The following is a 20,472-nucleotide window of genomic DNA, read 5'->3' as shown; positions in this document are numbered from 1 at the left end:
TAAAGATTATGTGGTTATTATAGCAAAGAGGATACACCTGTTCCCATTCCGAACACAGAAGTTAAGCTCTTTAGCGCCGATGGTACTTGGTGGGTGACCGCCTGGGAGAGTAGGACGTAGCCACGTAATCTTTTTTTATTTATTAGAGCTTTTGAGAATTTTAGTGAAAATCTATTTTAATATTTTAGTATTATATATTTTTTGAATTTTTGGAAACGTTTCCAAAAGCGTTTTTATACAGTAAATAGGGGGGATATTTTTGAATTTATCAAATTTATTGAAGTCTAAATGTAAAAAGGAATTAAATATTTGCACAAATCAAGAAATATATGTAGCTTTATTGAGTGTAGTGAATGAGCTTGCTCAAGAAAAAGTCAATAATAAAAGTAAAAAGAAATTATATTATATATCAGCAGAATTTTTAATTGGGAAGTTATTATCTAATAACCTTATAAATTTAGGTATATACGAAGATGTAAAAGCTATATTAAAAGAAAATGGCAAAAATTTATCTGAAATAGAAGAAATAGAGATAGAGCCATCTCTGGGAAATGGAGGATTAGGAAGATTAGCCGCATGTTTTCTTGACTCTATTGCTAGCTTGGGGATAGCTGGTGATGGAATAGGTTTAAATTATCATTTTGGATTATTTAAACAGGAATTTAAAAATAATTTACAGTTAGAAAAGAAAGATAAGTGGATTAATGATAATACATGGTTAAATAAAACCGATGTAACTTATGATATTGATTTTGGGAGATTTACATTAACCTCTAGATTATACGATATAAATATTACTGGATATAATAATAGAACTAATAAATTGCACTTATTTGATTTAGAAAGTTTAGATGAGAGTATAGTTGATGATAATAGTATAAATTTTGATAAAAATAAAATTTCTAAAAATCTAACTTTATTTCTGTATCCAGATGATAGCGATGAAGAAGGAAGATTGCTTCGTATTTACCAACAATATTTTATGGTGAGTAATGCTACTAGATATATCATAGATGAGTGTATATCTAAGGGAAGCAATTTATATGATTTGTATGATTATGCAGTTATACAAATAAATGATACACATCCAACTATGGTTATACCAGAGCTTATAAGGATTTTAATTGAAAAGGGAATATCAATGGATGATGCTATAGAAATAGTTTCAAAAACTTGCGCATATACAAACCATACAATATTATCAGAGGCATTAGAAAAATGGCCTATAAAATATTTGGAAAAAGTTGTACCAAATCTTGTGGATATAATAAAAGAACTTGATAAAAGAGTTAGAGAGAAATATGATGATGAATCTTTATATATAATAGATAAATATGACAATGTCCATATGGCACATATAGATATTCATTATACCTTTAGCACAAATGGAGTTGCATATCTCCATACTGAAATATTAAAAAATAATGAATTAAATAACTTTTATTCAATTTATCCTGAAAAGTTTAATAATAAAACAAATGGTATAACTTTCAGAAGATGGTTGATGCATTGTAATCAAAGTTTAACAGATTTTATAGAAAATTTAATAGGTGATGAATTTAAGAAGGATGCAACTAAATTAGAGGATCTTTTAAAATTTGTAGATGATAAAAATATATTAAAAGAGCTATTAAAAATAAAAAATGAAAATAAAATAAAACTAAGAGATTATATAAAATTAAAACAGAATATAGAAATAGATGAAAATTCTATTTTTGATATACAAATAAAAAGATTACACGAATATAAAAGACAGCAGATGAACGCTTTATATATAATATATAAATATTTAAAAATTAACAATGGAGATAAACCAACAACACCAATAACTATAATATTTGGTGCTAAAGCAGCACCGGCTTATACTATAGCAAAGGATATCATACATCTGATATTATGTTTACAAGAGTTAGTTAACAACGATCCAGATGTAAATAAATATTTAAAAATCGTAATGATAGAAAATTACAATGTAACTTTTGCAGAAAAATTAATACCGGCTTGTGACATATCAGAGCAAATATCACTAGCATCTAAAGAAGCAAGTGGAACTGGTAATATGAAATTTATGCTAAACGGAGCATTAACTTTAGGAACAGAGGATGGAGCTAATGTAGAGATACATAAAGAAGTTGGAGATGAAAATATATTTATATTTGGAGAGAGCAGTAAAAAAGTAATCGAACATTACGAAAATGGGGACTACAGTTCTAAGGATATATATGAAAACAACGCTGAAATTAAAAATATTGTAGATTTTATAATCAGCAAAAAATTAATAAAAATAGGATGCGAAGAAAATCTAAAAAGACTTCATAAGGAAATTGTAACAAAGGATTGGTTTATGACCTTATTAGATTTTGAAGACTATGTAAAGACAAAAGAAAGAGCATTTAAAGAGTATGAAGACAGAATGGAATGGGCTAGAAAAATGCTGATTAATATAAGTAAAGCAGGATATTTTTCTTCTGATAGAACTATATCTGAATATAATAATGATATTTGGAAGTTATAGAATTTATTTTATGACATAAAAAGATAACAATTAGGGGGAGATCATTATGAGAAGAAGTGGAGTTTTATTACCGATATCTAGTTTACCTTCTAAGTATGGAATTGGTAGTTTTTCAAAAGAGGCTTATGATTTTGTAGACAAGCTAGAAGAAGCAGGACAAAAAATATGGCAAATATTACCGTTGGGACCGACAGGTTATGGGGACTCACCATATCAATCATTTTCAACTTTTGCAGGAAATCCATATTTTATAGATTTAGAAGAATTAATAGAAGAAGGATTATTGTCAGAAGAGGAATGTAATAGCTATGACTGGGGAGATAATGTTGAATATATAGATTATGAAAAAATATATTTATCAAGATTTGAGGTTTTAAACAAAGCATATAAGAGAAGCAATATAAGCGATAATGAAGAATTTATTAGTTATTGCGAAGAAAATAGTTGGTGGTTAGATGATTACGCTTCATATACAGCATTAAAGGATTATCTTGGTGGAACATCTTGGATAGAATGGGATGAAGGTTTAAAATCAAGAGATAAAGATGTACTAGACAAATATAAAGCTGAATTAAAAGAAGAAATAATATTTTATAAATATACTCAATATTTATTTTTCAAGCAATGGAGTAAATTAAAATCATATGCAAATCAAAAGGGGATTTCAATAGTTGGGGATATACCAATATATGTTGCGTTAGATAGCTCTGATACATGGTCAGAAACTAAGTTATTCCAATTGGATGAGGATTTAAATCCAATTGCAGTTGCTGGATGTCCACCAGATTCATTTTCTGAAGATGGACAGCTATGGGGTAATCCATTATATGATTGGGAATATCACAAAAAAACAGAATATAAATGGTGGATAAAGAGAATAAGTTATTCTTTTAGTTTATACGATATTGTTAGAATAGATCACTTTAGAGGATTTGATGAGTATTTTTCTATACCATATGGACATGTAAATGCGGTTAATGGAGCTTGGGAGAAGGGCCCTGGTATAGAATTATTTGAATATATCAAAAAGGAACTGGGTGATGTACAGATAATTGCTGAGGACTTAGGATTTTTAACAGATACAGTAAGAAAATTATTGAAAGATACAGGATATCCAGGAATGAAGGTACTTGAATTTGCATTTGATTCAGGAGAAGCAAGTGATTATTTGCCTCATAATTACGATAGAAATTGCGTCGTATATACTGGAACACACGATAATAATACTGTTAATGGATGGTATAATGAAATAAATGAACATGATAGACAGATGTTTATTGAATATAGTAATAAATTAGATGCTGAAGAACAAGCTAATTGGGATATGATTTGTTTAGCTATGAGAAGTGTTGCTGACACATGTATAATTCCTATTCAAGATTTTTTAGGGCTGGATGAATCAGCTAGAATAAATGCACCATCAACACTGGGATATAACTGGAAATGGAGAATGAAAGAAGGAAGTATTTCAGAAGAATTAATTAAAAAGATAAGAAGACTGACTAAAATATATGGAAGATTGTAAGTTGAATAAAAAATAACTCCTAAATAAAGGAATGAATTATAAAAAAAAGCTAATACTAAATAAAACATTTATTTAGGAGAGTGAACTTATATGTTAAAAAAGATTGCTTTATTGTTAGTTATAATAGGCGCCTTTAACTGGGGATGTGTAGGTATTTTCGGCTTAGATGTTATAGGATATTTATTTGGTGGTACATATTCTATGATAAGTAGAATTATATACACATTGGTAGGACTGGCAGGTGTTTATTTAATACCATCTTTAATGACAAAAAATACAGAAGAATAATATAAGTAGTTTACCACTGATATTTTTATATATCGGTGGTTTTATTTTGTTGATAAATAAAGTCAATAAGTTTATTTGAATAATGCTTATGTTATATTATAATAAGACTGATAAAAGCTAAAAATAAAAATTTGAAATAATAATAGTTACATAAATTTGTTATGGAGGAATTATATATGAAAGGAAAGTTAATAATTATAGAAGGCTCTGATGGAAGTGGTAAGGCTACACAGACAAAAAAGTTATACGATAGATTAGAAAAAAACAACTACAACATAAAAAAAGTAGAATTTCCAAATTACAATTCGGAGTCCTCAGCATTGGTCAAGATGTATCTAAGAGGTGATTTTGGAAAACACGCTGAAGATGTCGACCCATATATTTGCTCAACATTTTTTGCGGTAGATAGATATGCATCATTTAAAACAGAATGGGAAGCATTTTACAACGACGGTGGAATAATAATATGCGATAGATACACTACTTCAAATATGATTCATCAAGCATCAAAGATGGAGGTAGAAGAAAGAGATAAATATTTAGAATGGCTAAATGATTTAGAATTTAGCCTATACAAAATACCTAAACCAGACTGTGTGATATTCTTAGATGTTCCAGTTGAAATGAGTCAAAAGCTTATGAAGGACAGAAATAACAAAATAACAGGAGAAAGTGAAAAGGATATACATGAAAGTGACTTTGATTACTTAAAAAAATCATACGAAAATTCACTTTATATCGCAAAAAAATATGACTGGCAGAGAATAAATTGTATAAAAGACGATAATATGAGAACAATTGATGATATACATGAGGAAATATATAGTATAGTAGAAGATAAAATTTTAAATAGATAGATTTATCGACTCTCTAAAAAATGGAGGAAGAGTATGTATTTTGAAAATATAAAAGGTCAGCAATTTGCGAAAAAATACTTGTCAAATAGCTTGAAATCCAACATGATAAGTCATGCATATATGTTTGAGGGACCGAGCGGTGTGGGTAAAAATACCTTAGCGAGAGAATTATCGAGAATTTTATTGGAAATGGAGAATTTATTTAATAGCCCAGATTATATAGAGATAAAACCAGACGGAAATAGCATAAAAATAGCTCAAATAAGAAAAATGCAAACCGATATATTAGTAAAGCCCTATAAATCATATAAAATATATGTATTTGACGAAGCACAAAAAATGACAATAGAGGCGCAAAATGCATTGCTTAAAACGTTAGAAGAACCACCAAAGTATGCTATAATAATCCTTGTAACTAATAATAAGGAATCATTGCTAGACACGATAAAATCGAGATGTGAGATTATAAAATTTACGCCAATTCCAATCAAGGAGATAGCGGATTATCTAGTTAAAACTGGTGTAGATGAGAAGAGAGCATCATTGCTTGCAAACTTTTCAAGAGGAAGCATGCAAAAGGCGATAGAGCTTTCCGAATCAGAGGATTTTTATATTATGAGAGAGGAAATCCAAAAGTATATTGAAACCTTCTTAAATGGCGATTTAATAGATATTATGGAGATTCAAAACGGCATAGAAAAATATAAAGATCAAATAATAAACGTCTTAGATTTAATGATTAATTATTTTAGAGACATAATAATGGTAAAAGAAAATATCGATAACAGCATGATTATAAATTTAGATAAATTAGTATTTATAAAAAATATGAGTAAGAAAATTACTTATTCTCAACTTTCTAAGATTATTGATATAATAGAAGAGACAAAAAATAAGCTTAGAAGCAATTGTAATTTTAATATTAGCATACAGGTTATGACTTTGAATATATATGAGGTGATTAAATGATAAAGATAGTTGGTGTTAGATTTAAAAACGCTGGAAAAATATATTATTTTGATCCAGTAGATTTTGAAATAGAACAAAATACCGATGTTGTTGTAGAAACAGCAAGAGGGCTTGAATATGGAAAGGTGGTCGTTGGACCTAAGGAAATTGAAGAGGAGAAATTAATTTCACCTTTAAAGCCTATAATAAGAATTGCTACAGATGAGGATAAAGCAATTTACAGAGAAAATAAGGAAAGAGCAAAAGAAACATTTGAAATTTGCCAACAAAAGATAAAAGAACATGATTTAACTATGTTTTTAATTGATTGTGAATATACATTTGATAGAAATAAACTTATATTCTATTTTACAGCAGAAGGAAGAATAGATTTCAGAGAATTAGTAAAGGATTTGGCTGCAATATTTAAAACAAGAATAGAGCTTAGACAAATCGGTGTAAGGGACGAAGCTAAATCAATAGGAGGGCTTGGAACTTGCGGAAGACCACTATGCTGCTCTTCTTGGCTTGGAGATTTCCAACCAGTATCAATCAAGATGGCTAAGGATCAAAGTTTATCTCTAAATCCTACAAAAATATCAGGAATATGCGGTCGTTTATTCTGTTGCTTAAAATACGAACACGATGTATATGTAGAAGCAATAGATAAAATGCCTGTCGTAGGAAGTATAGTTAAAGTAGACAACCAAAAAGGTAAGGTAATAGAAATAAACCCACTATTAGAACAAGTTAGGATTGAATTTAACGACAAAACAATAAAAACTTGCTTGAAGGAAGAAGTAAAGGTTCTTCATGTACCTAAAAAATGCGAAAATGGATGCTGTAACGGTAAGTGCAAGAACGACGATATAGATTCAGAAACAATGAAGGAACTAAAAAAATTAGAGGATTAATAAAAGGAGAATTTATGGAGGTAGCTTTAAAGGAAACAGAGAGAATAGATGATTTACAGCTAAAGGGCTTGAAATTAATACAAGATAAAACAGGATTTTGCTTTGGAATAGATGCAGTTTTATTAGCTAACTTTGCAAAGGTAAAAAAGAACGCAAAGGTAGTTGATTTAGGGACAGGAACAGGAATAATACCTATTTTGATAGCAGGAAAAAGTCAAGCTAGCAAAATTATAGGTGTAGAAATACAAGAAGAAGTATATGAAATGGCAACGAGATCTGTAAAATTAAACGACCTAGAGGACAGAGTTGAAATAATAAATGCAGATATAAAAACTATAGATAAAGAATTAGAGGTACATGGATACCATGTAGCTACATCAAATCCACCGTATATGCATATTGATGGAATCAAAAACCCAAATGACAAAAAGGCTATATCAAGACACGAAATAATGTGCAACCTAGAGGATGTAATAAGAGCTGCATCAAGACTTGTTATGCCTAGAGGTAAGTTTTTTATGATACACAGACCTACTAGATTAGTAGATATTATAGAATTGGGAAGAAAATATAGATTAGAACCAAAGGTCATTCAATTCGTACATCCTAGAGTAGGAAAAGCTCCTAACTTAATGTTAGTTGAGTTCAGCAAGGACGGAAGACCAGAGCTTAAAATTTTAGATCCTCTATATGTATACGGAGATGATGGAAATTACACAGAAGAAATAAGAAAAATATATGCCAATGAAGATATAGGAGAATAATATGAGTGGAAAATTATATATATGTCCAACACCTATAGGTAACTTGGAGGATATAACTTATAGAACTTTGAGGGTGTTAAATGAAGTTGATTTAATAGCGGCAGAGGACACTAGACATAGTATAAAGCTTCTAAATCACTTTGAAATATCAAAGCCTTTAACAAGTTATTTTGAACATAATAAGGATACTAAAGGGGATTATTTAATAAATAAATTACTAGAGGGAGAAAATATAGCCCTAATAAGCGATGCAGGTATGCCTGGAATATCAGACCCTGGTGAGGATTTAATAAAGCAAGCTATAGAACATAATATAGAAATAGACGTATTGCCTGGAGCGACAGCTTTTGCAGTTGCTTTAGTTGGTTCAGGTTTAGATACACATAAATTTGTATTTGAAGGATTTTTAGATAGAGATAAAAAAATCCGCAGAAAAAGACTAGAAGAATTAAAAGAAGAAGAAAGAACTATGATTTTTTACGAATCACCACATAGATTAAAGGACACACTAAAGGATATGCTAAAGATTCTAGGTAATAGAAAAATAGCAGTAAATAGAGAATTAACTAAAAAATACCAAGAGGTAATAAGAGAGGACATCGAAACAGTCCTAAAAATCTATGAAGAAAAAGAAATAAAAGGTGAATTTGTTTTAATCGTAGGCGGATTTGAAGGTGAAAAACAATCAAAGAACAACTACGATAGCTTAACTGAAAGAGAATACGTAATAGAGCTAATAAACAATGGTCTCAGCAAAAAAGACGCTATAAAGACCGTATGTAAGGATAGAAAGTTAAAGAAGGATGTTGTGTATAAGCAAGTATTAGATTTATAGCAAGATAAATATTTATTTAAATTTATAAACAGGGGTGATTAGATGGATGATATAGGAAAGCAATTATTAGAATGTCTAAAATATAAAGATACCTCTAGTGAAATAGAAAAACTAGACAAAAAAGGCTTATTAGAAGAAATAGTACCTAATATCAAGTATATGAAGGAGGTTGGAAAATGTAGATATCATATAGTTAACTCTTTTCAACATTCTGTATATACTCTAGCGTATTTTGAAAGTATATTAAAGACAGATGAATTTTTGCCAAAGCATTTAGAAAAATACGTTTGGGAATATTTGGATTCGACTGATGAATCTGGATTTCCGATATTACAAATATTGAAATTAGGTATTTTTCTACACGATATAGGAAAGCCATCTGCGAAAAGTGTAGATTCTAAAGGTGTAACTCACTTCAAAGGTCACGATGTGGCAGGCGGAGAGATCGTGCTTAAATTAGGTAGGGATTTAGGTCTAAGCGAAGTTACTACTGAAAAGCTTTTTAGATATGTAAGATATCATATGTTTTTATTATCAATATACAAGAGCAACAATATCGGCAGAGAATCATTGTGGAGAGAATTTGATAAATTAGGCGATGATGTAATCGGCATAATATTGCTTGGATATTGTGATTTAGTCGCAACTAGAAATTTATTAAATCCACTTGAAGATAGCGGAATTATAAAAACATATATGGAATTTATTTTAACTATTTATTTTCACAAATATAAAACTGATAGAGAGATATAGCATAAAAAATAGTCTGTCAATCGCAACAGACTATTTTTATATTCTAAATAATTTTTTAATTATAGTATCGATTTAGCTTGAATAGGTGTAGATAAAATAACAGAGGTCTTAGTTGTACCTATTGATTTTATGCTATCAATAACATTTTCAAGCTCATACATATCCTTTACTATAACTTTTAATAATGAACAATCATCTCCAGTAATATGGTGACATTCAACTATGCGAGGATCCTTTCTAGCAGTTTCTAAGAAAAGCTCGTATTTTTCACTTGGCAAAGAAATATGTATAAAAGCCTTTATAACTCTGCCTAAAGCATCTGGATTTACTATAGCCTTGTATCCTTCTATTACACCAGATTCTTCTAGTCTCTTCACTCTTTCAGAAACAGCAGGAGAAGTTAATCCTACTATCTTTCCTAAGTCTTTCATGGAAATTCTACCATCTTTTTGCAATATTTCTATAATCCTGTAATCAGTAACGTCCATTAATTGACCCCCCTTTTATCTAAAAAATTATTTTAATTAAAACACTTTTTTTGATTCTAATAAATCATTTTTTAAATCCCAAAGTTTTTGAGATAAATCAACTTTGAATCTCTTAGGTGAAGAAAGTCTCTTATAAGAGTCCCAGAAAGTATCAAGTTGTGATTTTACATAAGCTTTTATTTCATTTATAGGTTTGTATTCATATTTACATTCTCCATTTATAAATAAAGGCTTATGAAGCTCTTTAATTGAATAATTTTCAAAAGTAAGCTTCTTCCAAGTATATGTAGGGTGGAATACAGTTAGAGGCTTTGTAGTGTCGATTTCTTCGTCTTTTAACATTATTAAATCACTACCAGCATCGTTATTGCTATCGTATATTCTAACTACTTTTTTGTAACCTGGATTATTTATTTTTTCTGGATCTTCAGATACTTTTATCTTAGGTATTAATTCATCACCTTTGAATGAACCTGCTAATTTGTAAACACCACCTAATGATGGAGATTCAGCAGATGTAATTAATTTAGTACCAACACCCCATGAGTTAACAGCTGTACCCTTTGATTTTAAGTCTGAAATTATGTACTCATCTAAGTCGTTTGAAGCAGTAATTTTTAAATCATGATATCCTGCTTCTTCAAGTCCTTTTTTGACTTCTTTAGAAAGATATTCTAAATCTCCTGAATCGATACGTATACCTGTTGGTTTATATCCTTTTGCTTTTAAGTTATCAAATACTTTAATAGCGTTTGGAAGACCACTTTTTAAGACATTGTATGTATCGATTAATAATAAGCAATTATTTGGATATATGTCAGCATAAGCTTGGAAAGCTTCTAATTCAGTATCGAATTTTTGTACCCAGCTATGGGCATGAGTTCCGACAACCGGAATGTCAAACATTTTCCCAGCTAATACATTGGCTGTACCAGCGCATCCACCGATAACTGCAGCTCTTGCTCCGTAAGTACCAGCATCTGGTCCTTGAGCTCTTCTTAATCCGAATTCAAGAACAGGATCCCCTTGAGCAGCATAGCAAACTCTAGAAGCCTTAGTTGCTATTAGTGATTGGAAGTTAACTATATTAAGTAAAGCAGTTTCTATCAATTGGGCTTGATATAAAGGTGCTTTTACAGTTATTATTGGCTCACCAGGGAACATTATAGTTCCTTCTTCTACTGCATATATATCTCCTGTAAATTTAAAATCTCTTAGAAAATTCAAAAACCCCTCAGAAAATAGATTTAAACTTCTTAAATAGTCTAAGTCGTCCTCTGAAAAATGCAAATTATTTATATACTCAGCCAGTTGCTCAATGCCGCAAATAATTGTGTATCCACCGTCGCAAGCGTTTTTTCTAAAAAACATATCAAATACAACTATATCTTCGTGAATGTTTTTTTCGTAATATCCATTCATCATAGTAAGTTGGTATAAATCTGTAAGTAGAGTTAAATTTCGCATTTTTTTTCTCCTTAAATATTTTAATTAGTTATAAAAAAACCCTATACATATACTTAAACATAATCTAGCAAAACTTTCAAGTATAAAGTGGTATTAATGCATCATAAAATTATTTAAAGTAACTATTAATTATTCCGTAAAAAAAAATGTTATTTTAAAGAGAGGTGGGGAAAAATTAGCAAAATATGGTTTTATATGATAGTTATAGGGATAGTGGGGAGTATTTACTTTGATAATTTACAACAATTAAATACAGTGATTTTAGATGAAGGTTCGAAGGCTATTGAATTTACTATAAGCTTGGCAGCTATAATGTCACTTTGGATGGGAATAATGAATATAGCTAAAGAGTCTGGATTAGTTGATAAAATTGGCGTTAAGATAAATTTTATTTTAAAAAAATTATTCCCACAAATACCTCAAAATCACAAAGCTATGAATTACATAATAATGAATATAATATTAAACATGCTGGGAGCTGGAAATGGAGCTACTTCCTTTGGATTAAAGGCTATGGAGGAGCTACAAACCTTGAATGATAAAAAAGATAGAGCATCTAATGAAATGGTAATGTTTTTAGTTATAAATATATCCTCTATTCAATTGATACCCTTTACTATGCTTAAGATAAGAGCCGATTTAGGATCTGTTAATCCAAATGAAATAATAATTTCTACGTTGGTGGCGACTACAGTATCGACTATAGTAGCAATTGTATCGTGTAAAATTTTTGAAAGGAGGATAAAATAAATGCTTAATAAGATAGCTAATTTGGCGATTCCTATAATTATGCTGTTGATAGTTGTTTATGGAAAATATAAAAAAGTCGATATATATGAATCATTTGTAGTAGGTGCAGTTGACGGTTTGAAAACAGCGTGGAATATACTTCCCTATATAATAGGAATATTTTTAGCTATAGGAATATTTAAATCAGGTAGAGGAATTGAGATGCTTGAATTTATATTTGCACCAGTAGCAAATCTACTTAATATACCAAAGGAATTGATAGGACTGATAATGATGAAGCCTATATCAGGAAGTGGAGCGCTAGGAATGTACTCAGAGCTAGTCCAGAGGGTATCTGTAGATTCTTTATTAGAGAAGATGGGCGCAACTATTGTAGGGGCATCAGAGACGGTATTTTATACTATGGCGATTTACTATGGAAGTCAAAAAATAAAAAAGACTCGTCATACTTTGATTTGTGCGATGCTAAGTCATTTTGCTGGAGTTATAGCTTCTGTTTACATATGTTATTTGTTGTTTGGATAAATATATTTGAATTTAGAATAAATAAAGAATTAGAAATTATTATAAGAAATATAGTATAATTTAAGAATAAATAGTTAAAAATTATAGAATAGGAGACTGATTTTATGAAAAAATACGATGTAAGTAGAGAAATACATAATCCTTGCGCCAATATATATAACTTTGATATGAATTTTGAAGAAGAGGTTTGTACAGATAATACAGATGAAGCATTGGAAAAATTGATAGGTAGAAGTCTTCCTGAATATAAAAAGACAGTTTATGATAACGGTGCCACAATTGAATATGAACTTCTTTTACCTCGTAAGGAAAGATATACTTTTTCTGAAATAAAATAAAAAAATCAAATTAGTTTTTTTATATGTTGCTTGACAACAAATTTTTTATTTAATAAAATAACCATATAACAATAATAATTAAAAGCTGTGAAGAGAAGAGTAGATAATTTAATTTTTCTGCAGAGAGCTAGATTAGGTGAAAGCTAGCGTCTAATTGATTATTGAAGATGGCCTTGGAGCTTCTTATCTGAACTTACTTAAGATAAGACGGATGGACTCGTTATTAGTCCACTAAGACATTCAGATTTTTCTGGATAAATTAGGGTGGTAACGCGAATATATACTCGCCCCTATGGGATTCCATAGGAGGCGAGTTTTTTATTTATAGTAAATTTTAAGGAGGAAGTAAAATGAGTAAACCAACTTTTTATATTACAACACCTATATACTATCCAAGTGGTAGATTACATATAGGTCACACTTATACAACAGTTGCAACTGATGCAGTTGCTAGATTTAAACGTTTCTGTGGATATGATGTAAGATTCTTAACAGGTACAGATGAACACGGTGAAAAAATACAAAAGAAGGCTAAAGAAGCTGGAATGACAGAAATGGAATACCTAGATGGAATGATAGCTGACATCAAAAAATTATGGAAAACTATGGATATATCTTATGATGACTTCATAAGAACAACAGAACCAAGACATACAAAAATAATCCAAAAAATATTCACTAAATTATACGAACAAGGGGACATATACAAAGGTGAATACGAAGGTAGATACTGTACTCCATGTGAAAGCTTCTGGACTGAATCTCAATTAGTAGATGGAACTAAATGTCCAGACTGCGGTAGAGAAACTTATGTAGCTAAAGAAGAAGCTTATTTCTTCAAGCTATCTAAATACGAAGATAGAATAAAAGAATTATTCAAAAATCCTAACTACTGTTTCCCAGAAGCTAGAGCTAACGAAATGGTAGCTAACTTCTTAGAACCAGGTTTAGAAGATCTATGTGTAACTAGAACTTCTTTTGATTGGGGTATAAAAGTACCTTTCGATGAAAAACACGTTATATACGTTTGGGTTGACGCTCTATGTAACTATATAACTGCATTAGGATATATGAGTGAAGATGACTCATTATTCAAGAAATATTGGCCAGCAAATATACAAGTTGTAGGTAAAGAAATCATAAGATTCCATACAATTATATGGCCAGCGTTATTAATGGCATTAGATTTACCAGTATCTGAACAAGTATTTGGACATGGATGGATATTATTCGCTAATGATAAGATGAGTAAATCAAAAGGAAATATAGTTTATCCAGAACAAATGATAGAAAGATATGGAATAGATACATTAAAATATTATCTATTAAGAGAATTCGCATTTGGTCAAGACGGAAGCTACACTCACAGAAATTTCGTAACAAGAATAAACACAGACTTAGCTAACGACCTAGGAAACCTAGTAAGTAGAACTATAGCTATGGTTGAAAAATACAATGGTGGAATAATACCAGAACCAAAAGTAGCTACTGAATTTGACGAATCATTAAAAGAACAAGCTAAGCTTTCAAGACAAGTATTTGAAGAACAAATGAACAAAATGCAATTCCACGAAGCACTAGAAGGTGTATGGAAATTAATAAGAAGAACTAATAAATACATCGACGAAACTGCTCCTTGGGTACTTGCAAAAGACGAAAGTAAAAAAGATCAATTAGACACAGTTTTATATAACTTATGTGAATCAATAAGAATATTCTCTACATTAATAAACCCAATAATGAACACTACAGCTAACAAAATCTACGAACAAATGGGAATAAAAGGTGTAGAAGAATTAACTAACTGGGAAAGTACAGCTACATTTGGCTTAATAAAACCAGGTACAAAAGTAACTAAAGGTGAAATATTATTCCAAAGATTAGACATAGACAAAGAAGTTGCTGAGCTTGAAGAATTATTTGCAGAAAAGAAAGATGAACCTGCTCAAGAAGAAGCTCCACTTGAACATAAAGAACAAATCACTATAGATGATTTAGATAAAGTAGAACTTAGAATAGGTAAAGTTTTAAGCTGTGAAAAACATCCAAAAGCAGATAAACTTTTAGTATTCCAAGTTAAGGTTGGATCAGAAACTAGACAAATAGTATCAGGTCTTGCAAAACACTACAAACCAGAAGAATTAGTTGGAAAAGAATTAATAGTAGTTTGTAATCTAAAACCAACTAAATTAAGAGGTGTAGAATCTCAAGGTATGATATTAGTAGCTGGTGATGATGGAGATCCATTCAAAATACCATTTACTGATGGAGCAAAAGACGGCTGCATAGTTTGCTAAGGAGATAGACATTATGTTATTCGACTCACATGCACATTTAAATGACGAAAGATTTGATGAAGACAGAGAGGCATTAATCGCTTCTCTTAATGAAAAAGGCGTCGATTTAGTCGTAAATCCAGGAGCTTGTATGAAGACTTCATTTGAAAGTGTAGAACTTGCCAACAAATACGACTTCATATACGCTGCAGTAGGTGTTCATCCACATGATGTAGTGGATTTAACTGAAGCAGATATGGACACGCTAAAAAAATTAGCGACTGAAAATGAAAAGGTCGTAGCCATAGGCGAAATTGGTCTAGACTACTATTACGATGGAGACTACAAGGAGCTTCAAAAGAAATGGTTTAAAAGACAAATCGAACTAGCTAATGAGTTAAAATTACCTATAATAATCCACGATAGAGATGCACATGGAGATACCTTTGATATTATAAAATCTACAAAGGCTCCAGAAACAGGTTGTGTACTTCATTGCTACAGCGGTAATGTTGAACTAGCTAGAGAATATGTCAAAATGGGATGCTACATCTCTATATCAGGAACTGTAACATTTAAAAATAACAAGAAAACAAAAGAAGTAGTAAGAGAAATACCTCTAGATAGGCTGTTTATAGAAACTGATTCACCATATATGGCACCAACACCATATAGAGGAAAGAGAAATGACCCTACATTGGTGCAATTCGTAGCAGATACAATCGCACAGGAAAAGGGAATTTCTTATGAAGAGGTTTGTGAAGCGACAAAGGCAAATGCTAAGAGATTTTTCGGAATAAAATAGATATAAAAAAGCATGCAGGATAAATTTTATTTTGCATGTTTTTTTATATCTTTTATTAAAATTAATAGACTAATTTTATTACAATCACTATAATTTTAATTAGAAAATTAAAATAAAGGGTGAAAATAAAAATTGAAAAGTATAGATATTGATTTTGGAGAAGGAATATATAAAATAAATGTCAGTTGTATATTTTGTGGTTCAGATATAAATATTGCAATTTTTGGAGGAGAGAGACCACATATAGGTGCATGTGCATTAGCACAGTATTCAGAAAATACAGATATTTCATCTATAAATGCAAGTGTCAGTACAATATGTGCTTTAGGACATAGAGACGATATTTTAGCTAGAGACATAGCAATGAAGTTATCAAAAAAATTTAAAGCAAATGTAGTAGTAAGTGTTGGGATACATGTAGATAATGCGAGCAAATCAGATATAGAAAAGCTCATATCCAACACAAATGAAGCAATACATGATTTAGAAAACAAAATAACAAATGAGATGAAATAAATGGATTTAAAATATTGTCTAAAGAAATTAGACGAAGCAGGAAAACTAGCACATATAAAAAGTGAGGTTGATGTTTATCATGAAATGGCTGGTATATCAGCAAAGTTAGAGGGTAAAATTATTATTTGAAAAGCTAAAAGGATACGATTACCCTGTTACAACTGGAATGTGGTGGAATCGAGATAATTTAGCTGCTATATTTGATTCAACTGCTGAAGAATTACCATTTTTATTTGCAAAGGCAGTTCAAAGCTTAAGTAATAATCCAGTAGAACCTGTAATTGTTGAAGATGCTTCAGCACAACAAGTTACAATGGAGGAAGTTGATTTATCTAAAATACCAGTTCCAACATTAGCATTAAAGGATGATGGACCTTATTTTTCAAATTGTGTCATTATAGCTAAGGATCCAGATACAGGAGTTAGAAATACATCAGTACATAGATTAATGGTAACAGGAAAAAATAGATTAGGTCTTTTAATGGATGTAGGAAGACATTTAAGAGATTATTATGAAAGAGCAGAAGCTAAAGGACAATCATTAGAAATAACAATAAATAATGGTGCACACCCAGCGTATTATGTAGCAGCAATAACACCTAGTGCAGCAGCTCCAATTGATGTTGATGAATTAGGAGTAGCATCTTATCTTCTAGGTGAACCAGCTAAGCTTTGCAAAAGCAAGACAGTAGATGTCGAAGGTATAGCAGAGGCACAAATGATAATGGAAGCTGAAATTCTTCCATATGTAAGAGAACCAGAAGGACCTTTTGGAGAAGTTAGTGGATATTATGCAACTAGAGAGGATAGATGGGTAGTTAATATAAAATCTATAACAATGCAAAAAAATCCTGTTATACATATGCTACATCCTGGTAAAGAAGTATGGAACTCAGTAGGTCTAGGAGCTGAGGCAAACTTATTCCAAACTATATCAAAGCAAGTAAAAGGATTAAAGAAAGTATATCTTAGCCATGGAGGAAGTCACTATCACGCTATACTACAAATAGATCCTCCAAGAAATGGAATGGCTAAAAATGCAATATTAGCAGCCTTTGCGGCATTTCCAGCACTTCAAATGGTTACAGCAGTAAATAGCGATGTCAATTTATACGATGCTGAGGATGTTGAAAGAGCTATGGTAACTAGATGTAGACCTGATAAAGATATAATCATTGTACCTGATTGCTTTGGACATGAGTTAAATCCTGCTACTGATGATGGCGTAGGTGCTAAGATGGGATTTGACTGTACTTATCCAGTTCCAAAATCAGATAGATACGAAAAAGTTGCATTTAAAGAAGTTGATTTAAATGATTATGATATAGAATATTAGTATTTGTAATTTTAGTTATTAATTTGTAGAGACCTGTAATAAATCAATTATGGGTATTTTATTTTGTTAGCTTTTAGGATTATACTAAAAATAGCAAGAGTATATAATGGGGGTAAAAAAATATGGAGACAAATTACAAAGTGGCGTATGAACATGAGTGGAAGGTTTTGAAAACAAGAGATTTAAACGAAGTAGCGAAAAGAAGAGTTGCAATTTACGATGAAGAAAAAAATCAAATTAGGTTAAAATTTTTAAACAACGATTATATATTAGACTGCAATGAAGAAACTATAGTCAGAGAAAAAGACGGGTTTGTTCATTCTGCAGAAACAAGTGTAATAATACTAAATTATCTAGGATATACAGAAATAGATACCGAAAAATCAGACAAGTGGATCAGCATGAAGGAAATCCCAAATGGAGGTATGCAATTTTTCCCAGCTTTTTATAAAAACACAGTGATTCATTTGATAAATAAATATGGATATGATTTAGATGGATTCGAGCAAAGCTGTCTAGAATTAGGAGGAGTTCCTTGTAATGTAGGCGATAAAGGCTTTGAATTTGAAGTATTTCCAAAGGTATCTGTGCGTGTCGGTCTTTGGGAGGGTGATGATGAAATTGCGCCTGGAGTCAATGTATTGTTTAATAAAGACGTGCAAAACTTCATGCATGTAGAAGCTGCTATAGGAATGGGAATGTACATAGGTAAGCAAATTTTAAAGAATGAAATCAGCGGGCTTTTATAAAGGAGATTAATAATGAGAATAAATTTGAAAAAAATAATCTTTATAGTGCTTGGTTTATTTATAGTTATTTTGCTTTTTAATATCAAGGATTTAAATATAAAATTGATAGGAAGTAATACAAAAATCGAAGAAGCTTCCGAAAATAAGGAACTTAAGGTAATAACACAGTGCAGGATAATATCTTCTGTAACTGTTAGAAAAGGAGATTCTTCTTCCGATGATGCGTTAGGCAAATTATCAGAAGGAGATAAAGTCGATATTGTAGAAGATGCATCTAATGGATGGTACAAAATTAAATACAAATATGGCTATGGATATATACTTAAAAAATATGCAATAGCTATATTAGATAAATTTTTATTTGTTGGTGATTCATATACAGATTTATTGAGAAGTACAATAGAAGCAAATGCATCAGATACTATAATAAGAGCTAAATCAGGGTGTTATCCCTCATATTGGCTTGATAATTTTGATAAAATGCCGAATCCTTCGAAGGTTGAGGGTGTATGTCTGTTAATTGGCGTAAATGGAATGGATGAAGGATATTATAAAACTAATGTAAAAGATACAGAGATATTGATAAAGAAGTTATCAAATAAATACAGTAATAAAGAAATTTATGTTCAAAAGGTTTTTCCTCTTGGAGATAATTATCCTAAAGTTAAGCATAAAATTAAGTTGATTTCTGAGTTTAATCAAGAGATAGAAGATTATTGTAAAACTATGCCAAATGTCGAGGTTATCGATACGACTGAAGGTTTGGTAGATGATAAGGGATATTTAAAATACCATGATTCAGATGGGATACATATTAAATATGATAAATACGATAAGTTTTTCAATAATATTGGAAGAGAAATATTGAAGGGAACCCTTAAAAAATAAGGCATAGGCTAATTTAGTAAGCCTATGCCACATAAAAACTTCGAACTCTCTTTTTTATTCATTTATTTTCCAAAATTCAATATTTCTATCTATTACCTCATCTAACGTACATGGCTCAAATCCAATCACATCAACGCCTACGTTGTATGCATTTTTTCTGCTTTTTATAATCTTATAAGTATCTAATGTTGTCTTATTGTGAATATGACCATGTAGGTGAATTGAATTTTGATAATATCTATTCCATTCTAAAATCGGATGATGAAACATTACTACCATTTTGCCGTTATCAGTTATTTCTTTATAATAGTCAATGCTTTCAAATACTTTTTTTGCTTTTTCGTTATTCATTATATTTTTTTCATGATTTCCGATAATTAGATGTTTTTTTCCGTTTAAATTTTTTAATGTATTTACATAATTTCCGCTATGATGATGGACTACATCGCCGAGAAGCCAGACATCATCTTCAGGAGTTACTTTTTTGTTCCAATTTTCAAGGATTTTTATTTCCATTTCTTCAACATTGTTAAATGGGCGATTACAAATTTTAAGAATATTTTTGTGGCCTAAATGCAAATCTGATATTTAATAATTCATGATGATAATTCCTTTCATTTATATTTTAAATATATATATTCGATTAATTGAATTTAAATCCTTTAAGGCATTGATTAAAATAAGTGTTAATAATAAACATATAACAAGACTTTTTCCAAAAAGCATTGATTAAATAATGAAAAAAAATTAAAATATAAAGATGTGAATAAATAAGAAATAAGTAAAATTCAATAAATACAACAAGACATAAATGCAAAAACTTAACAATAAATAGAATAAATAAAAAGTAAAAGGTGAAATTATAATGATAAAAGAAATAATAGTAGTAGAAGGTAGAGACGATGTTACAGCTGTAAAAAGAGCTGTAGACGCTG

21 protein-coding genes, 1 rRNA gene, 2 pseudogenes and 1 other annotated feature are annotated in these 20,472 nt (G+C 30.3%); of the genes and pseudogenes, 21 read left to right on the top strand and 3 right to left on the bottom strand.

Annotation, left to right across the window (positions count from 1 at the left end):
- Positions 1 to 9: 9 nt before the first annotated feature.
- The 10 genes from rrf (at position 10) to SPD90_RS03950 (ending at position 9,399) form a co-directional block, all read left to right on the top strand.
- A 5S ribosomal RNA gene (gene rrf, locus SPD90_RS03995) occupies positions 10 to 126 on the top strand.
- Between the two features lie 133 nt (positions 127 to 259).
- Positions 260 to 2,515, top strand: coding sequence for a glycogen/starch/alpha-glucan phosphorylase (locus SPD90_RS03990; RefSeq protein WP_320924372.1), 2,256 nt, complete (start codon positions 260 to 262; stop codon positions 2,513 to 2,515).
- A gap of 46 nt (positions 2,516 to 2,561) precedes the next feature.
- Entirely contained in the window at positions 2,562 to 4,040 is a 1,479-nt protein-coding gene (gene malQ, locus SPD90_RS03985; RefSeq protein ID WP_320625839.1) for a 4-alpha-glucanotransferase, read from the top strand.
- A 90-nt stretch (positions 4,041 to 4,130) separates the two neighbouring features.
- Entirely contained in the window at positions 4,131 to 4,328 is a 198-nt protein-coding gene (locus tag SPD90_RS03980; RefSeq protein ID WP_320625838.1) for a DUF378 domain-containing protein, read from the top strand.
- A gap of 176 nt (positions 4,329 to 4,504) precedes the next feature.
- Positions 4,505 to 5,185 (top strand): dTMP kinase, encoded by a 681-nt coding sequence (locus SPD90_RS03975; protein ID WP_320924371.1) that lies wholly within the window; start codon positions 4,505 to 4,507, stop codon positions 5,183 to 5,185.
- A gap of 33 nt (positions 5,186 to 5,218) precedes the next feature.
- Positions 5,219 to 6,154 carry a DNA polymerase III subunit gene (locus SPD90_RS03970; protein WP_320924370.1) on the top strand — a complete coding sequence of 312 codons (936 nt, stop codon included), beginning with the start codon at positions 5,219 to 5,221 and terminating at the stop codon, positions 6,152 to 6,154.
- Complete coding sequence (locus SPD90_RS03965; RefSeq protein ID WP_320627362.1) at positions 6,151 to 7,047, top strand: PSP1 domain-containing protein; 897 nt, start codon at positions 6,151 to 6,153, stop codon at positions 7,045 to 7,047. The genes SPD90_RS03970 and SPD90_RS03965 overlap by 4 nt, the downstream gene beginning before the upstream one ends.
- 14 nt (positions 7,048 to 7,061) lie before the next feature.
- Positions 7,062 to 7,811 (top strand): tRNA1(Val) (adenine(37)-N6)-methyltransferase, encoded by a 750-nt coding sequence (locus SPD90_RS03960; RefSeq protein ID WP_290693470.1) that lies wholly within the window; start codon positions 7,062 to 7,064, stop codon positions 7,809 to 7,811.
- Between the two features lies 1 nt (position 7,812).
- Positions 7,813 to 8,646, top strand: coding sequence for a 16S rRNA (cytidine(1402)-2'-O)-methyltransferase (rsmI, locus tag SPD90_RS03955; RefSeq protein ID WP_320627361.1), 834 nt, complete (start codon positions 7,813 to 7,815; stop codon positions 8,644 to 8,646).
- A gap of 42 nt (positions 8,647 to 8,688) precedes the next feature.
- Positions 8,689 to 9,399 carry an HD domain-containing protein gene (locus SPD90_RS03950; RefSeq protein ID WP_320924369.1) on the top strand — a complete coding sequence of 237 codons (711 nt, stop codon included), beginning with the start codon at positions 8,689 to 8,691 and terminating at the stop codon, positions 9,397 to 9,399.
- A gap of 59 nt (positions 9,400 to 9,458) precedes the next feature.
- Here SPD90_RS03950 and SPD90_RS03945 read toward each other — a convergent pair whose 3' ends face one another.
- Positions 9,459 to 9,887 (bottom strand): Lrp/AsnC family transcriptional regulator, encoded by a 429-nt coding sequence (locus tag SPD90_RS03945; protein ID WP_320924368.1) that lies wholly within the window; start codon positions 9,885 to 9,887, stop codon positions 9,459 to 9,461.
- Between the two features lie 36 nt (positions 9,888 to 9,923).
- Positions 9,924 to 11,354, bottom strand: coding sequence for a nicotinate phosphoribosyltransferase (locus tag SPD90_RS03940; RefSeq protein WP_320624574.1), 1,431 nt, complete (start codon positions 11,352 to 11,354; stop codon positions 9,924 to 9,926).
- A 195-nt stretch (positions 11,355 to 11,549) separates the two neighbouring features.
- On the opposite strand from SPD90_RS03940, the gene SPD90_RS03935 reads away from it, so the two are divergent.
- The 10 genes and pseudogenes from SPD90_RS03935 to SPD90_RS03895 all read left to right on the top strand — a co-directional run bounded on the left by SPD90_RS03935 (position 11,550) and on the right by SPD90_RS03895 (position 19,537).
- Complete coding sequence (locus SPD90_RS03935; RefSeq protein WP_320924367.1) at positions 11,550 to 12,104, top strand: nucleoside recognition domain-containing protein; 555 nt, start codon at positions 11,550 to 11,552, stop codon at positions 12,102 to 12,104.
- Positions 12,105 to 12,629 carry a spore maturation protein gene (locus SPD90_RS03930; RefSeq protein ID WP_320924366.1) on the top strand — a complete coding sequence of 175 codons (525 nt, stop codon included), beginning with the start codon at positions 12,105 to 12,107 and terminating at the stop codon, positions 12,627 to 12,629.
- A gap of 104 nt (positions 12,630 to 12,733) precedes the next feature.
- Entirely contained in the window at positions 12,734 to 12,967 is a 234-nt protein-coding gene (locus SPD90_RS03925; protein WP_320624571.1) for a hypothetical protein, read from the top strand.
- Positions 12,968 to 13,045: 78 nt separating this feature from the next.
- Positions 13,046 to 13,262: a binding site (T-box leader), on the top strand.
- Positions 13,263 to 13,317: 55 nt separating this feature from the next.
- Positions 13,318 to 15,264: a methionine--tRNA ligase gene (gene metG / locus SPD90_RS03920; protein WP_320924365.1), complete on the top strand. Its 1,947-nt coding sequence runs from the start codon at positions 13,318 to 13,320 to the stop codon at positions 15,262 to 15,264.
- A 13-nt stretch (positions 15,265 to 15,277) separates the two neighbouring features.
- Positions 15,278 to 16,048: a TatD family hydrolase gene (locus SPD90_RS03915; RefSeq protein ID WP_320624569.1), complete on the top strand. Its 771-nt coding sequence runs from the start codon at positions 15,278 to 15,280 to the stop codon at positions 16,046 to 16,048.
- 132 nt (positions 16,049 to 16,180) lie between these two features.
- Complete coding sequence (locus SPD90_RS03910; protein WP_320924364.1) at positions 16,181 to 16,564, top strand: proteasome assembly chaperone 4 family protein; 384 nt, start codon at positions 16,181 to 16,183, stop codon at positions 16,562 to 16,564.
- A complete protein-coding gene (locus SPD90_RS15325; RefSeq protein ID WP_442909042.1) occupies positions 16,565 to 16,693 on the top strand; it encodes a hypothetical protein in 129 nt (42 codons plus the stop codon).
- Positions 16,692 to 17,900, top strand: a pseudogene (locus tag SPD90_RS03905) (UbiD family decarboxylase); the annotation flags it as partial. The gene SPD90_RS15325 and the pseudogene SPD90_RS03905, both read left to right, overlap by 2 nt.
- Before the next feature lie 122 nt (positions 17,901 to 18,022).
- A complete protein-coding gene (locus SPD90_RS03900; RefSeq protein WP_320624567.1) occupies positions 18,023 to 18,649 on the top strand; it encodes a DUF3786 domain-containing protein in 627 nt (208 codons plus the stop codon).
- Positions 18,650 to 18,661: 12 nt separating this feature from the next.
- Positions 18,662 to 19,537, top strand: coding sequence for an SH3 domain-containing protein (locus SPD90_RS03895; RefSeq protein WP_320924363.1), 876 nt, complete (start codon positions 18,662 to 18,664; stop codon positions 19,535 to 19,537).
- Between the two features lie 54 nt (positions 19,538 to 19,591).
- Here SPD90_RS03895 and SPD90_RS03890 read toward each other — a convergent pair whose 3' ends face one another.
- The gene (locus SPD90_RS03890) at positions 19,592 to 20,053 is read right to left on the bottom strand and encodes a hypothetical protein (protein ID WP_331680505.1); all 462 of its coding nucleotides are present in this window, start codon (positions 20,051 to 20,053) and stop codon (positions 19,592 to 19,594) included.
- A 349-nt stretch (positions 20,054 to 20,402) separates the two neighbouring features.
- Here SPD90_RS03890 and SPD90_RS15290 point away from each other — a divergent pair.
- Positions 20,403 to 20,472: pseudogene (locus tag SPD90_RS15290) on the top strand (ribonuclease M5); the annotation flags it as partial.

This window comes from Intestinibacter sp. (assembly GCF_034113885.1).
Classification (GTDB): domain Bacteria; phylum Bacillota; class Clostridia; order Peptostreptococcales; family Peptostreptococcaceae; genus Intestinibacter.
This window is presented reverse-complemented; position numbering and strand designations above follow the sequence as displayed.